The sequence below is a fragment of the Clavibacter michiganensis genome (assembly GCF_002151125.1).
GTDB classification, from domain to species: Bacteria; Actinomycetota; Actinomycetes; order Actinomycetales; family Microbacteriaceae; genus Clavibacter; species Clavibacter michiganensis_C.
Genome location: NZ_MDJZ01000006.1, coordinates 23,666 through 36,989 on the forward strand (window position 1 = coordinate 23,666; position 13,324 = coordinate 36,989).

Annotated in this window: 13 protein-coding genes and 1 pseudogene; 9 read left to right on the forward strand and 5 right to left on the reverse strand. The window is 73.2% G+C overall.

The genetic code is table 11. The features are described 5' to 3' along the window. Positions 1 to 73: 73 nt before the first annotated feature. A complete protein-coding gene (locus BFL37_RS04915) occupies positions 74 to 649 on the forward strand; it encodes a GNAT family N-acetyltransferase (RefSeq protein ID WP_086514041.1) in 576 nt (191 codons plus the stop codon). Beyond that, on the forward strand, positions 646 to 1,167 hold the full coding sequence (locus BFL37_RS04920; protein ID WP_241533863.1) for a GNAT family N-acetyltransferase: 522 nt from the start codon (positions 646 to 648) through the stop codon (positions 1,165 to 1,167). Before BFL37_RS04915 ends, BFL37_RS04920 begins: the two co-directional genes overlap by 4 nt. A 43-nt stretch (positions 1,168 to 1,210) precedes the next feature. Here the strand turns inward: BFL37_RS04920 and BFL37_RS04925 are convergent, their stop codons facing one another. The 3 genes from BFL37_RS04925 to BFL37_RS04935 form a co-directional block, all read right to left on the reverse strand. Next, the gene (locus BFL37_RS04925; protein ID WP_086514042.1) at positions 1,211 to 1,834 is read right to left on the reverse strand and encodes a hypothetical protein; all 624 of its coding nucleotides are present in this window, start codon (positions 1,832 to 1,834) and stop codon (positions 1,211 to 1,213) included. A gap of 167 nt (positions 1,835 to 2,001) precedes the next feature. Then, positions 2,002 to 3,531 (reverse strand): catalase, encoded by a 1,530-nt coding sequence (locus BFL37_RS04930; protein WP_086514043.1) that lies wholly within the window; start codon positions 3,529 to 3,531, stop codon positions 2,002 to 2,004. 77 nt (positions 3,532 to 3,608) lie between these two features. Next, entirely contained in the window at positions 3,609 to 4,094 is a 486-nt protein-coding gene (locus BFL37_RS04935; RefSeq protein ID WP_086514044.1) for a Fur family transcriptional regulator, read from the reverse strand. 124 nt (positions 4,095 to 4,218) lie between these two features. Here BFL37_RS04935 and BFL37_RS04940 point away from each other — a divergent pair, with 124 nt between their 5' ends. Both BFL37_RS04940 and BFL37_RS04945 read left to right on the forward strand, forming a co-directional pair. Beyond that, positions 4,219 to 5,208: an aldo/keto reductase gene (locus BFL37_RS04940; protein WP_086514045.1), complete on the forward strand. Its 990-nt coding sequence runs from the start codon at positions 4,219 to 4,221 to the stop codon at positions 5,206 to 5,208. A gap of 152 nt (positions 5,209 to 5,360) precedes the next feature. After that, the gene (locus tag BFL37_RS04945; protein WP_086514046.1) at positions 5,361 to 5,837 is read left to right on the forward strand and encodes a DUF2975 domain-containing protein; all 477 of its coding nucleotides are present in this window, start codon (positions 5,361 to 5,363) and stop codon (positions 5,835 to 5,837) included. Positions 5,838 to 5,869: 32 nt separating this feature from the next. Here BFL37_RS04945 and BFL37_RS04950 read toward each other — a convergent pair whose 3' ends face one another. Next, positions 5,870 to 6,709 (reverse strand): carbon-nitrogen hydrolase family protein, encoded by an 840-nt coding sequence (locus BFL37_RS04950; protein WP_086514047.1) that lies wholly within the window; start codon positions 6,707 to 6,709, stop codon positions 5,870 to 5,872. 27 nt (positions 6,710 to 6,736) lie between these two features. Between BFL37_RS04950 and BFL37_RS04955 the strand changes: the two genes are divergently transcribed. Beyond that, entirely contained in the window at positions 6,737 to 7,411 is a 675-nt protein-coding gene (locus BFL37_RS04955) for a GntR family transcriptional regulator (RefSeq protein WP_086514048.1), read from the forward strand. A gap of 83 nt (positions 7,412 to 7,494) precedes the next feature. On the opposite strand, the gene BFL37_RS04960 is transcribed toward BFL37_RS04955, so the two are convergent. Beyond that, positions 7,495 to 8,892, reverse strand: a complete 1,398-nt coding sequence (locus BFL37_RS04960) for an MFS transporter (protein ID WP_086514049.1) — start codon at positions 8,890 to 8,892, stop codon at positions 7,495 to 7,497. Positions 8,893 to 9,056: 164 nt separating this feature from the next. Between BFL37_RS04960 and BFL37_RS04965 the strand changes: the two genes are divergently transcribed. The 4 genes and pseudogenes from BFL37_RS04965 to purL all read left to right on the forward strand — a co-directional run bounded on the left by BFL37_RS04965 (position 9,057) and on the right by purL (position 13,322). Further along, positions 9,057 to 9,740 (forward strand): DUF2848 domain-containing protein, encoded by a 684-nt coding sequence (locus tag BFL37_RS04965; protein ID WP_086514050.1) that lies wholly within the window; start codon positions 9,057 to 9,059, stop codon positions 9,738 to 9,740. A gap of 134 nt (positions 9,741 to 9,874) precedes the next feature. Further along, positions 9,875 to 10,114, forward strand: a pseudogene (gene purS, locus BFL37_RS14840) (phosphoribosylformylglycinamidine synthase subunit PurS); the annotation flags it as partial. 152 nt (positions 10,115 to 10,266) lie between these two features. Further along, the gene (gene purQ, locus BFL37_RS04975; RefSeq protein ID WP_086514052.1) at positions 10,267 to 10,962 is read left to right on the forward strand and encodes a phosphoribosylformylglycinamidine synthase subunit PurQ; all 696 of its coding nucleotides are present in this window, start codon (positions 10,267 to 10,269) and stop codon (positions 10,960 to 10,962) included. Then, positions 10,959 to 13,322, forward strand: coding sequence for a phosphoribosylformylglycinamidine synthase subunit PurL (gene purL, locus BFL37_RS04980; RefSeq protein ID WP_086514053.1), 2,364 nt, complete (start codon positions 10,959 to 10,961; stop codon positions 13,320 to 13,322). Before purQ ends, purL begins: the two co-directional genes overlap by 4 nt. Positions 13,323 to 13,324: the final 2 nt, after the last annotated feature.

The window sequence follows — 13,324 nt, forward strand, 5'->3', positions numbered from 1 at the left end:
GCCGCGTGACCGGGCCGCGTCGGGCGCGGTCCCGTGCCCGGACAGCCGCGTGACCGGCCGCTAGCCTCGACCCATGGGACCCCGCCTCTCCGTCGTCCGCGAGGGCGCGCTCGACCTCGCCTGTCACACGTCGATCGCGGCGCTGCTCGCGCTCGCGTTCCCCGACTTCCGCGAGGGCTACGCGGGCGCGCGCAGCTGGGCGGGCGCGCAGCCCGAGCTGCGGATCCTCGTGCACGACGGCGACGAGCTCGTGGCGCACGCGGGCATCCGGCGCCTCTTCGTCGAGGCGGGCGACGGCGAGGGCGACCCGGCGGACGACCTGCTCGTGGGATCCACCGGCATGGTCGCCGTGCACCCCGAGCGGCAGGGGCAGGGCCTCGGCACGCTGCTCGCCGACGGGATCCGCGGTGCGCTCGCCCGCCTCGCCGTCCCGTTCGGCCTGCTCGAGACGAGCGCGGAGACGACCGGCTACTACGCGCGGCACGGCTGGATCCCGCTCGACGGCCGCACCGGCCACTACAACGGCTTCACGCTCCTCGGCGCCGCGGAGGTCGTGCACCAGGACCACGGCTGGATGGTGCTGCCCGTCACCTCCCCCGCCGACGCGTTCCCGGCCGGAGACCTGCACGTCAACGGGCAGCTGGTGTGAGCGCGCCCGGTGCCGTGATCCGCCGCGTGCGCGCCGAGGACTGGCGCGAGTACCGCACGCTCCGCCTCGAGATGCTCGAGGACACCCCGCTCGCGTACCTCGAGACACTGGAGAGCGCGCTGACCCGGCCCGACTCCGACTGGCAGGGCCGCACCCTCCGCTCGGCGCGGCCGGGGAACACGGCGTACGCCGCGGTGGATCCCGCGACCGGCCGCTGGCTCGGCGCGATGAACGCGTACGTCTCGACCGACCCCACCCGCGTGATGCTCGTGAGCGTCTACATCACGCCGTCGGCCCGGGGTCGCGCCGCGGGCGTCACCGACATGCTGCTCGACGCCGTGATCGCCTGGGCCCGCGACCGGCCGAACGCGGCGGCGCTCCGACTGGAGGTGCACGAGGACAACCCGCGCGCCCGCGCCTACTACGAGCGCCGCGGCTTCCGCCTCACGGGCCGCAGCGTGCCGTACGCGCTGGACCGCACGCAGAAGGACCTGGAGATGGAGCTGCCGCTGGACTGACCGGCGCTCGGCGGTGCCGGTCGTCAGCGCTGCGGACGGGGCGTCAGCTCTGCGGGCCGCCGCCGATCGGTGCGGTGAGCGCCCGGCGGTACAGCTCCGGATCGTGTCGTGCCGCGCGCGACACGACGAGCGTCGCCGGATCCCGGCGCTCGGCGTGGTACCCCGCGTACGGCAGCTGCACGATGCTCTCGAGCCCGTCCCGCCAGGCGTCGGCGAGCGCCGTCACGCAGACGCGCTCGGGGTGCTCGGCGACCGGCAGCCGGTGGTCGTCGCGGAGGGTGACGTGCCAGGCCTCGAAGGCCTCGCGATCGACGCCCGCCTCGTCGAAGAGGGTCCCGGCGTCCTGCTCGTCGGCCGCGATCCCGCGGAGCAGGCGCATCGCCTCCTCCTCCGGAGCGCGCATCACCTGGCGGAGCACGGCGAAGCGCGGCCAGACCCGCGCCCACTCGGTCCGCCAGCGCTCCACGGCCTCCGCCTCGCCGAGTCCCGCCGGCCGCGCCGACGTCCCGACGTCGGGCTCCCCCTCGAGCCCGGGCACGTCGGGGATCGGCAACCGCCACGCCTCGCGAACGAACAGGAGAGACGTGAGCTCGCGGGGCTCGTCGTCGATCCGGAGCACCATGTCGTGCGGCCACGGGTCGCCGGGGATCGGGCGGGTGCTGCGCATGCGATGTCCTCCGGTCAGGATGCGGCGTCGATCGGTCCACGGTCCCATGGGCGGCGCCCCGGCGTCGCGGGTCGGAGCCGCCGCGCAGGTCCCGCACGCGACGACGCCCGCCCCCTCGTCGAGGGGACGGGCGTCGTGTCACGCGATCAGCGGATCACCGCCGCGGCTCAGTGGGCCGCGACCGAGACCTCCTCGGCGTCGCGCGTCGGGCCGGGGGTGGCCTCGGCGACGGGCGCGTCACCCGCGAGCGGCGGCAGGCCCGCGGCGACGGCCGCACCGAGCCAGCCGTCCACGTTCGTCCAGTACTGGATGACGCGGGCGCGCAGCTCGGCCGTGGTGACCTTGCTCACGTGGCCGACGATGTTGCCGACGAGGCGCTCGCGCTGGGCGTCGTCCATCGACTCGTTGACGAGCATGCGCGCCTGGACGAAGTCGTCGTCCTCCGCGTGCAGGGTCGCGGCCGAGCGGACGAGCTCGCCGTCCTGCTCCCAGCCGGCGCTCTCGGCGGCGCGGGCGGGGTCGGCGTGCGCGCCGCCGTGCGAGTTGGGCGCGTAGACGGGCGTGCCGGCGTCCTGGAACGTGTAGCGGCCCTGGCCGTCCTTCGAGTAGCTGTGCACGGGCGACTTCGGCGCGTTCACCGGCAGCTGCGCGTGGTTGGTGCCCACGCGGTAGCGGTGCGCGTCGGCGTAGCTGAAGATGCGCGCGAGGAGCATCTTGTCGGGGCTGGCCTGGATCCCGGGCACGAAGTTCGAGGGCGCGAACGCGGCCTGCTCGATCTGCGCGAAGTAGTTCTCCGGGTTGCGGTTCAGGGTCATGGTGCCGACCTCGATGCGCGGGTAGTCCTTCTGCGACCACACCTTCGTGAGGTCGAACGGGTTGAACCGGTACGACTTGGCGTCCTCGTAGGGCATGATCTGCACCTCGAGCTTCCACTCCGGGTAGTCGCCGCGGTCGATGGCCTCGGTGAGGTCGCGGATGTGGAAGTCGGCGTCCTCGCCCGCGATCTGGTCGGCCTGCTCCTGCTTGAGGATCTCGATGCCCTGCTGGGTCTTGAAGTGGTACTTCACCCAGAAGCGCTCGCCGGCCGCGTTGATCCACTGGTAGGTGTGCGAGCCGAAGCCGTCCATGTGGCGCCAGGAGCTCGGCAGGCCGCGGTCGCCCATGAGCCACGTGACCTGGTGGGCGGACTCGGGCGAGAGCGTCCAGAAGTCCCACTGCATGTCGTGGTCGCGGAGGTGCGAGCCCGGGAGGCGCTTCTGCGAGCGGATGAAGTCGGGGAACTTGATCCCGTCGCGGATGAAGAAGACGGGCGTGTTGTTGCCGACGAGGTCGTAGTTGCCCTCGTCCGTGTAGAACTTCAGCGCGAAGCCGCGGGGGTCGCGCCACGTGTCGGGGCTGCCCTGCTCGCCGGCGACGGTGCTGAAGCGCGCGAGCATCTCGACCTCGGCGCCGGGCTGGAAGAGGGAGGCGCGGGTGTACGCGCTCACGTCGCCCGTGACGCGGAAGGTGCCGAACGCGCCGCCGCCCTTGGCGTGCACGACGCGCTCCGGGATGCGCTCGCGGTTGAACTGCGCGAGCTTCTCGACGAGGTAGTGGTCGTGGAGGGGGATGGAGCCGTCGGGCCCGACGGACAGCGAGTGCTCGTCGCTGGCGACCGGAGCTCCGGAGTCGGTGGTGGTGTACTTCTGGTCGGTCATGGTGTTTCTCCTGTCAGCGGTGGAACGGGGAGGTGCTGGCTCGGGTAGTCGGCCGTGGGGACGGCCGGTGGCGACGGTCAGGTCGCGGGCGTGGCACCGGGATCCGCGGCTGCGGTCCGGCATTCGGGGCACAGGCCCCAGTACGTCACCTCGGCGCTCGCCACGAGGAACCCCGCCGAGTCGGACGGCGCGAGGCAGGGGGACTCCCCCACCGCGCAGTCCACGTCGACGATCGTCCGGCAGGACGTGCACACGAGGTGATGGTGATTGTCGCCCGTCCGGCGCTCGTAGCGCGCGGATGATCCCGCGGGCTCGATGCGACGCACGAGCCCCGCGGCCGCGAGCGCGCCGAGCACGCCGTAGACCGCCTGGATGCTCGTGCCGGGCAGTTCGCCCTTGACCGCGCGGAGCACCTCGTCGGCGTCCGAGTGCGGGTGCGCGTCGACAGCCTCGAGGACGGCCACGCGCGGTCGGGTCACGCGCAGTCCCGCTTCCCGGAGCGCGACGCGCAGGGCGTCGGCGTCGAGGGGCGGCACGTGGTGGTGCGCGTGATCGGTGGGCATCGCCGCAGTCAAGCACACTTCCCTTGAGTGGTTCAAAACAACGCGTGAACGCGGCGCGTCGCGGACAGGAGCGTGCCTAGGCTCGAGAGGCGGCCCATCCGGCCGCGGGAGATCGGAGCATCGCATGAAGCACATCCACACCGGCACGGGCCTCGACGTCGGCCGCATCGGCCTCGGCTGCATGGGCATGAGCGCGTTCTACGACGGGCACGGCGAGGACGAGGCGGAGTCGATCCGCACCCTCCACCGCGCCGTCGACCAGGGCGTCACGCTCTTCGACACGGCCGAGGCGTACGGGCCGTTCACGAACGAGCGGCTCGTCGGATCCGCGTTGAAGGACCGCCGCGACGACGTCGTCATCGCCACCAAGTTCGGCCTGCTGAAGCACGCGCCGGGCAGGGACGCCGAGGACTACGAGCGCGGCATGGACAGCTCGCCCACCAGCATCCGCATCGCCGTCGAGGCCTCGCTGCAGCGCCTCGGGACCGACCGCATCGACGTGCTCTACCAGCACCGCGTCGACCCGGCCGTGCCCATCGAGGAGACCGTCGGCGCGATGAAGGAGCTCGTCGAGGAGGGCAAGGTCCTGCGCCTGGGGCTCTCCGAGGCCGGACCCGACACGATCCGCCGCGCGCACGCCGTGCACCCCATCTCGGTGCTGCAGAGCGAGTACTCCATCTGGACCCGCGACCCCGAGGGCCCCGTCCTCGAGGTGCTGCGCGAGCTCGGCATCGGCCTGGTCGCGTACTCGCCGCTCGGCCGCGGCTTCCTCACGGGCGCGATCTCGAGCGCGGCCGACCTGTCCGAGACCGACTACCGCTCGTCGTCGCCGCGCTTCGCGGAGGAGGCGTTCGCGCAGAACATGCGCATCGTCGACGCCGTGAAGGACGTGGCGGGCGAGCTCGACGCGACGCCCGCCCAGGTGGCGCTCGCGTGGATCCTGGCGCAGGGCGACGACATCGCCGCGATCCCCGGCACGAAGCGCGTCGCCCGACTCGACGAGAACGTGGCCGCCGACGCCGTGACGCTCTCGGCCGACCAGCTGTCGCGCCTGTCGTCGCTGCCCACGCCCGTCGGCGACCGCTACGCGGACATGGGCCCCGTCGGGCGCTGATCCCGTCGCCTGCCACGCGGGTCCGCCTCCCTCGCGAGGCGGACCCGCGGTCCGCGTGATGCGACCCGCGCCCGACGCGCGCCCGCCACGGCCCGACGTAGCGTTCCCCCGAGGGCCGGATCCCGCCGGCCGCACGGCGAGGAGGAGACGGCATGGCGAGGATCACGAGGCTCGGTGCGAAGACGCTGCTGGCGGTGCTGATCGCGCTCGCCGCCGTCGTGCAGGCGCTCATGGTCGCCGCGGCGGCCGGCCCGCTGGGCGACAGCGAGGCTGACCTCGACGGGCTCGTCGTGCCGGTCGCCGCGTGGATCGTCGCGGTCGCCCTGTGCGCCCAGGTGGTGTGCGTGCTCGTCTGGCGCCTGACGACCCTGGCCGGAGGTGACGGGATCTACGAGGCGCGCGCGTTCCGCTTCGTCCGCGGCATCATCGCCGCCACCGCCGTCGCCACGGCTCTCGGCGTCGCCGCCTTCTGCGCCCTGGCGCTCGCGGCCATCACCCCGCCCGCCGTCATGATCGCGCTCCTCGGCGCCGTCGCCCTCGGCGGCGCCGCCTGCCTGGTGCTCGTGATCATGCTCGCGCTGCTGCGTCGCGCGGCCGAGGACCACGCCGCGGTGATGCGGCTCGCCTGAGGCCCGGCGCGCGCGGCCCGGCTCGGCTCGGCTCAGGCCTGCTGCTCGAGCCCGCGGCGCCGGTTCGCGAGCACGGGCAGCGTGCCGCGCGCCCGCTCGACCGCGGCCGGGTCGATGTCGGCCACGAGCAGCTCCTCCTCGCCGCCGAGGCGGTGCAGCACCTCGCCGAGCGGGGAGACGACCGCGCTGCGGCCGATGCCCGTGGGCGCGCCGCTCGCGGGGTCGTGGCCGCGGGATCCGGCCTCGAGCGTCGTGGGGTCGCCCTGGCCGACCGCGACCACGAACGTGGTGGAGTCGAGCGCGCGGGCCCGCAGCAGGAGGTCCCACTGGTCGGCCTTGCCGGGGCCGGCGCCCCAGCTCGCGCACACGACGCTGACGACGGCGCCGCGGTCGGCGCCCGCGAGGAACAGCGCGGGGAACCGCACGTCGTAGCAGGTGGCGAGGGACGCGTGGGTGCCGTCGACCTCGATCACAGCGACGTCCTCGCCCGGGTCGACGGCGTCGGACTCGCGGAAGCCGAACGCGTCGAAGAGGTGGATCTTGTCGTAGGACGAGGCGCCGTCGGCCGGGGCGCCCTCCGGCCGCGCGACGAGGAGCGTGTTGCGCACGCGACCCTCGGCGCCGGGCGTGAACATCCCCGCGACGATCACGACCCCGAGCCGGTCGGCGACGGCGCGGACGCCGGACGCCCACGGCCCGTCGAGGGGCTCCGCGACCTCCGGCAGGGGATTCCCGAACGCGCGCTGCGCCGCCTCGGGGAACACCACGAGCTCGGCGCCCTGCCGCGCGGCGTCCTCGGCGAACGCGGCGATGCGTGCGAGGTTCTCCGCGGGATCCGGGGAGCTGATGATCTGGGCGAGCGCGATTCTCATGGTCCTCCTGTGATGTATACATAGCGTATGCGAGAACGGGCGGGCGATCCAGGGTCAGCGGCGAGCGCCCTCTCCGGCCGCGAGCGGGCCTACGAGTTCCTGCACGCGCACGTGCTCACCGACCCGGATCAGCAGGGCGCCTTCCTCAACGAGCAGGAGCTCGCGGAGCGCATCGGCGTCTCCCGCACGCCCGTCCGCGAGGCCCTGCTGCTGCTCGCCGCCGACGACCTGGTGGAGATGATCCCGAAGCGCGGCGCGCGGATCCCCGTCATCACCGGCCGCCAGATCGCCGAGCTGATGGAGCTCCGCGGCGTCCTCGAGCGGCACGCGGCCACGAGCGCCGTGGAGCACGACCGCACGCCGCTCGACGCGATGCGCGAGGTGCTCGAGCAGCAGCGCGCCATGGTCGAGACGCCGCCGCGCGAGAGCGGCCGGGAGTTCATCGAGCACGACCGCCGCTTCCACCAGCTGCTCGTCGACGCCGCGGGCAGCGAGCTCATGAGCCGCACCTACGCGAAGCTCCGCGCCCGGCAGATCCTCGTGGGCGTCGAGGCGCTCTACCGCGCGACCGATCGGCAGGACCGGGTCTGCGAGGAGCACGGCGGCATCGTCGACGCGCTGGCCGCGGGCGACGCCGAGGCGGCGCGCGACGCGATCGACCGTCACCTCGCCGTCACGCTCGACGTGCTGCTGCGCGCCTGACGAGCTCCCGCCGCTCCCCTCTCCCGACGACGGCGCCCGGACCCCGCGACGGGGATCCGGGCGCCGGCCGGTCGGGATGCGCGTCAGCCGCGCGGTGCCGCCACGCCCTCGGCGCCGGTGCGCACGTACTCCTCGTCCTCGGACACGTCCGAGTCCCGGCCCATCGCGAGGCCCACGAGCGTGAGCACGACGGCGGCCGTGAGGTACAGCGCGATGCCGACCCAGCTGCCGGTCTCCTCGTAGATGATCGTGAACATCAGCGGCGCTATGGCCCCGCCGATGACGCCGGCGATCGTGTACGCCAGCGACGCCCCCGTGTAGCGGAGCCGCGGCGAGAACTGCTCGATGATGTACGCCGCCTGCGGCCCGTACATGAAGGAGTGGAAGAACAGCCCGAGCACGATGCCCACGCCGAGCACGAAGGTCGACGAGCCGTCGGTGATCGCGAAGAACACGTACGACCACACGGCCGCGCCCACCGCGGCGGCCGCGTACAGCGCGCGGCGGTTGATCCGGTCGCTCACGGCGCCGGCGAACGGGATCGTGAACAGCTGCACGGCGGATCCCACGAGCACCGCCACGAGCACCTGGCTGCGGTCGAAGCCGAGCGTGTTCACGCCGTACGTGAGCGTGAAGACGGTGAAGAGCGCGTAGAGGACGTCGGGTCCGACGCGGGACAGGATCGCCGCGACGAGCGGGCGGCCCTGCGTGCGGAAGATCTCCGAGATGGGCGCGCTCGGCCGGTCGCCGCGCTCCTGCAGCGCCTTGAAGACGGGGGTGTCCTCGAGCTTCAGGCGGATCCAGAGGCCGAACGCCACGAGCAGCGCCGAGAGGAGGAAGGCCACGCGCCAGCCCCAGTCGAGGAAGTCCTCCTCGGTGAGCAGCACGGTGAGCAGCGCGAGGGCGCCGTTGGCGAGCAGGTTGCCCGCGGGCGGGCCGACCTGGGCGGCGGACGACCAGAACCCGCGCTTGCGTGGATCCCCGAACTCGCTCGAGAGCAGCACCGCGCCGCCCCACTCGCCGCCGACCCCCACGCCCTGCGCGAAGCGGAGGAGCACCAGGATGATCGGCGCCGCGAGCCCGATGCTCGCGTAGCCCGGCAGGACGCCGATGAGGAACGTCGCGATGCCGATGAGCAGCAGCGTGAGCACGAGGACGGGCTTCCGGCCGATCTTGTCGCCGAGCCGCCCGAAGACGAACCCGCCGACCGGGCGCGACACGTAGCCGACCGCGTAGGTGGAGAACGCGAGGATCGTCGCCGTGTACGGATCCGACGCGGGGAAGAAGACGACGGGGAACACGACGGCGCTGGCCGCCGAGTAGACGGCGAAGTCGTACCACTCGAGCGAGGTGCCGGTGAGGCTCGCGGTGAACGCCTTCACGAGCTCGCGGCGGGTGGGCTTCTCGGTCGCGGCGGGTGCCGCGTGCGCGCCGGATGCGGGCGCGGTCGCCGCCGGGGAGGCGGTGGGGTCGTCGGCCATGGGGCTCCTCGGGTGAGGGAGCCGGGCTGGAGGATCCGGCGATCGGATCCCGCCCGGCGTCCGGTCGGTGTGCTGTATACAGTATACATACCGGAGGCCCGGCACCACGGCCGAGGCGCCGGATCCGCATTTCTTCACACGCTCGAAACACCACCGGAGGACCGATGACCACCCTGCGCTTCCAGCTGCCCGACGGATCCACCCCGAGCGTCGAGGTGGTGTCGCTCCTCAACGCCGGATACGCCGGCCGCGACCAGGCCGAGGTGCAGGCGCACATCGACGAGCTGGCCGAGCTCGGCGTGCCCGGACCCGAGACCACGCCCGCGCTCTACCCCGTCGCCCCGTACCTCGCCTCGCAGGCCGACACGGTGCCCGCGCAGCACGGCCGCACCTCGGGCGAGGCCGAGTGGGCGCTCGTCATCACCGACGACGACGTGCTCCTCACCGTCGCGTGCGACCACACCGACCGCGCGCTCGAGGTGCACGGCGTCGCGTGGAGCAAGAACGCGGGGCCGGACATGCTGGGACGGAAGGCCTGGCGCCTCGCCGACGTGCGCGACCGCCTCGACGCGATCCGCCTGCGCGGCTGGGTCGGCGAGGAGGGCGCCGAGGAGCTGATCCAGGACGCCACGCTCGCCGCGCTCCTCACCCCCGACCACTGGCTCGAGGTGCTCGAGCAGCGCGGCCTCCGCGTCCCCGGCACGGTGCTCATCTCGGGCACCGTCGCGATGGTCCCGGGTGTCGACCAGTTCGCGTCGCGCTGGCGCGTGCAGCTCGAGGATCCCGCCACCGGCGAGACCATCGACGCCGCCTACCGCGTGGAGCTGCTGCCCGAGGCGATCGGCTGATCCGCCCGACGGCCCGCCGCGCTCCCGCCCCGCGCTCCCGCCCCGCGCTCCCGCCCTGCCGACCCGCTCGGCGGGGCGCGGCCGTCCGGTACGCTGAGCGCATCCACCCGCCTCCAGGAAGCCGGAGATCCATCGTGCCCACGATCGTCGTCGAAGTGATGCCCAAGGCCGAGCTGCTCGACCCCCAGGGGAAGGCCGTGGCCGGCGCCCTCGCCCGTCTCGGGAAGGACCGCTTCACCGGCGTCCGCATCGGGAAGCGCTTCGAGCTGACCGTCGAGGGCGAGGTGGACGACGCGCTGCTCGCCGACGTCCAGACCCTCGCCGCCGACATGCTCTCCAACTCCGTCATCGAGGACGTCATCAGCGTCCACGTCGCCGGGCTCGACGGGTTCGGCATCTCCGCCGAGGCCGACATGGCCACCGGCAACGTCACCGACGACCACACGGTCGCCGACGGCGGCACGGCGGACACCGACGTCGCCGCGCACCCGCTCCCCCACGGTTCCGCCGCGGCGGAGCAGCGCTGATGCGCGTCGGGGTCATCACCTTCCCGGGATCCCTCGACGACCGCGACGCGCAGCGCGCCGTCCGCCTCGCGGGCGCCACCCCGGTCGCGCTCTGGCACGGCGACCACGACCTCCAGGGCGTCGACGCGGTCGTGCTCCCCGGGGGCTTCAGCTACGGCGACTACATGCGCGCCGGCGCCATAGCGGCGTTCGCGCCGATCATGCGCGAGGTCGTGGACGCGGCCGAGCGCGGCGTCCCCGTCCTCGGCATCTGCAACGGATTCCAGATGCTCACCGAGGCGCACCTGCTGCCCGGCGGGCTGATCCGCAACGAGGCCGGCAACTTCGTCTGCCGCGACCAGCGCCTCCGCGTCGAGGCCACCGGCACCGCGTGGACGAGCGCCTTCGCCGAGGGCGAGGAGATCACCATCCCGCTGAAGAACGGCGAGGGCGGCTTCATCGCCGACGCCGACACGCTCGACCGCCTCGAGGGCGAGGGCCGCGTGGCCTTCCGCTACCTCGGCGGCAACCCGAACGGATCCCTGCGCGACATCGCCGGGATCACCAACGCCCGCGGCAACGTCGTCGGCCTCATGCCCCACCCCGAGCACGCCGTCGAGGAGGGCTTCGGACCGGACACCCCGGCCGCCATGCGCTCCGGTGTCGACGGCCTCCGTCTCTTCACGTCCGTCCTCGAAGGAGTCCTCGCGCAGTGAGCGTCCACCCCGATCCCGCATCCGTCCCCACCGAGACCCCCGCGGGAGAGGGACGCAGCGCACGCCGCCACGTCGCCGACACCGTCGAGATGGCCGAGCGCACCCCCGAGAAGGAGCAGCCCTACGCGGCGCTCGGGCTCACCGAGGGCGAGTACCTGAGGATCCGCGAGATCCTCGGCCGCCGCCCCACGAGCGGCGAGCTCGCCATGTACTCGGTCATGTGGAGCGAGCACTGCTCCTACAAGTCCTCGAAGAAGTACCTGCGCCAGTTCGGGCAGAAGGTGTCCGAGTCCATGAAGAAGGACCTCATGGTCGGCATGGGCGAGAACGCCGGCGTCGTCGACGTGGGCGAGGGCTGGGCCGTCACCTTCAAGATCGAGAGCCACAACCACCCCTCCTACATCGAGCCGTTCCAGGGCGCGGCCACGGGCGTCGGCGGCATCGTCCGCGACATCATCTCGATGGGCGCGCGCCCCGTGGCCGTGATGGACGCGCTGCGCTTCGGCGACATCGACGACCCGGACACCGCGCGCGTCGTGCACGGCGTGGTCGCGGGCATCAGCTTCTACGGCAACTGCCTCGGCCTGCCGAACATCGGCGGCGAGACCTACTTCGACCGCGTGTACCAGGGCAACCCGCTCGTGAACGCGCTCGCGGTCGGCGTCCTCCGCCACGAGGACCTCCACCTCGCCAACGCGCGCGGCGTCGGCAACAAGGTCGTGCTGTTCGGCGCCCGCACGGGCGGCGACGGCATCGGCGGCGCCTCCATCCTCGCGAGCGACACCTTCGCCGACGGCGGTCCCACCAAGCGGCCCGCCGTGCAGGTCGGCGACCCGTTCGCCGAGAAGGTGCTCATCGAGTGCTGCCTCGAGCTCTTCGCCGAGGACCTCGTCGAGGGGATCCAGGACCTGGGAGCCGCGGGCATCTCCTGCGCCACGAGCGAGCTGGCCTCGAACGGCGACGGCGGCATGCACATCCGGCTCGAGGAGGTGCTGCTGCGCGACCCGTCGCTCACGGCGGAGGAGATCCTCATGTCGGAGAGCCAGGAGCGCATGATGGCGGTCGTGAGCCCCGAGAAGCTCGAGGGGTTCCTCGCGGTCGTCGCGAAGTGGGACGTCGAGACCAGCGTGCTCGGCGAGGTCACCGACACCGGCCGCCTCGTCATCGACCACCACGGCGAGCGCATCGTCGACGTCGAGCCGCGCACGGTCGCGGTCGACGGCCCCGTCTACGACCGGCCCGTCGCCTACCCCACGTGGATCGACGCCCTCCAGGCCGACTCCGCGTCGCGCCTCGCGCGCCCCACCGCGCCCGACGACATCCGCGACCAGTTCCTGCAGCTGCTCGGCAGCCCGAACCTCGCCGACGCGTCGTGGATCACCGACCAGTACGACCGCTACGTCATGGGCAACACGGCGCTCTCCTTCCCCGACGACGCCGGCATGGTCCGCGTCGACGAGGAGAGCGGCCTCGGCTTCTCGGTCGCGACCGACGCGAACGGCCGCTTCTGCCAGCTCGACCCCTACGCCGGCGCGCAGCTCGCCCTCGCGGAGGCGTACCGCAACGTCGCCGCGTCCGGCGCCACGCCCGTCGCCGTGAGCGACTGCCTCAACTTCGGCAGCCCCGAGGACCCGGAGGTCATGTGGCAGTTCAGCCGCACGGTCGAGGGCCTGGCGGACGGCTGCCTCGCGCTCGAGATCCCCGTCACGGGCGGCAACGTCTCCCTCTACAACCAGACGGGCACGCAGGCCATCCACCCGACGCCCGTCGTGGGCGTGCTCGGCGTGATCGACGACGTCGCGCGCCGCATCCCGTCCGGGTGGCAGGACGAGGGCGACAACATCTACCTCCTCGGCGTCACGCGCGAGGAGCTCGACGGATCCGCATGGGCCGGCACCGTGCACGACCACCTCGGCGGCGTCCCGCCCGTGGTCGACCTCCAGGCCGAGCGCGACCTCGCGTCGCTCATCGCGGCCGGCGCCACGCAGTCGCTCATCGCGAGCGCGCACGACCTCTCGGACGGCGGCCTCGGCCAGGCGCTCGCGGAGTCCGTGATGCGCTTCGGCGTCGGCGCGCGCGTCTGGCTCGACGGCATCGTCCAGCGCGACGGCGTCGACCAGGCGACCGCGCTGTTCTCCGAGTCGACCGGCCGCATGATCGTCACGGTCCCGCGCGAGGACGACGTGAAGTTCCAGGGCCTCTGCGAGGGCCGCGGCTACCCGGTGCTGCGCATCGGCGTCACGGACGCGCAGGCGCCCGGACTCGAGCTGCAGGGCCTGTTCACCCTGTCCGTGGACGAGCTCCGCGGGATACACCGCGCCACGCTCCCCGCCCGCTTCGGCACCGCCGTGGAGGCATGAGC

What these genes read in the sequence shown, in the direction of transcription:
- BFL37_RS04925 (WP_086514042.1), bottom strand. Translation starts at nt 1,834, where the DNA reads ATGCGCAGCACCCGCCCGATCCCCGGCGACCCGTGGCCGCACGACATG.
- BFL37_RS04940 (WP_086514045.1), top strand. Translation starts at nt 4,219, where the DNA reads ATGAAGCACATCCACACCGGCACGGGCCTCGACGTCGGCCGCATCGGC.
- purQ (WP_086514052.1), top strand. Translation starts at nt 10,267, where the DNA reads ATGCGCGTCGGGGTCATCACCTTCCCGGGATCCCTCGACGACCGCGAC.
- BFL37_RS04930 (WP_086514043.1), bottom strand. Translation starts at nt 3,531, where the DNA reads ATGACCGACCAGAAGTACACCACCACCGACTCCGGAGCTCCGGTCGCC.
- BFL37_RS04960 (WP_086514049.1), bottom strand. Translation starts at nt 8,892, where the DNA reads ATGGCCGACGACCCCACCGCCTCCCCGGCGGCGACCGCGCCCGCATCC.
- BFL37_RS04915 (WP_086514041.1), top strand. Translation starts at nt 74, where the DNA reads ATGGGACCCCGCCTCTCCGTCGTCCGCGAGGGCGCGCTCGACCTCGCC.
- BFL37_RS04965 (WP_086514050.1), top strand. Translation starts at nt 9,057, where the DNA reads ATGACCACCCTGCGCTTCCAGCTGCCCGACGGATCCACCCCGAGCGTC.
- BFL37_RS04935 (WP_086514044.1), bottom strand. Translation starts at nt 4,094, where the DNA reads ATGCCCACCGATCACGCGCACCACCACGTGCCGCCCCTCGACGCCGAC.
- BFL37_RS04955 (WP_086514048.1), top strand. Translation starts at nt 6,737, where the DNA reads ATGCGAGAACGGGCGGGCGATCCAGGGTCAGCGGCGAGCGCCCTCTCC.
- BFL37_RS04945 (WP_086514046.1), top strand. Translation starts at nt 5,361, where the DNA reads ATGGCGAGGATCACGAGGCTCGGTGCGAAGACGCTGCTGGCGGTGCTG.
- BFL37_RS04950 (WP_086514047.1), bottom strand. Translation starts at nt 6,709, where the DNA reads ATGAGAATCGCGCTCGCCCAGATCATCAGCTCCCCGGATCCCGCGGAG.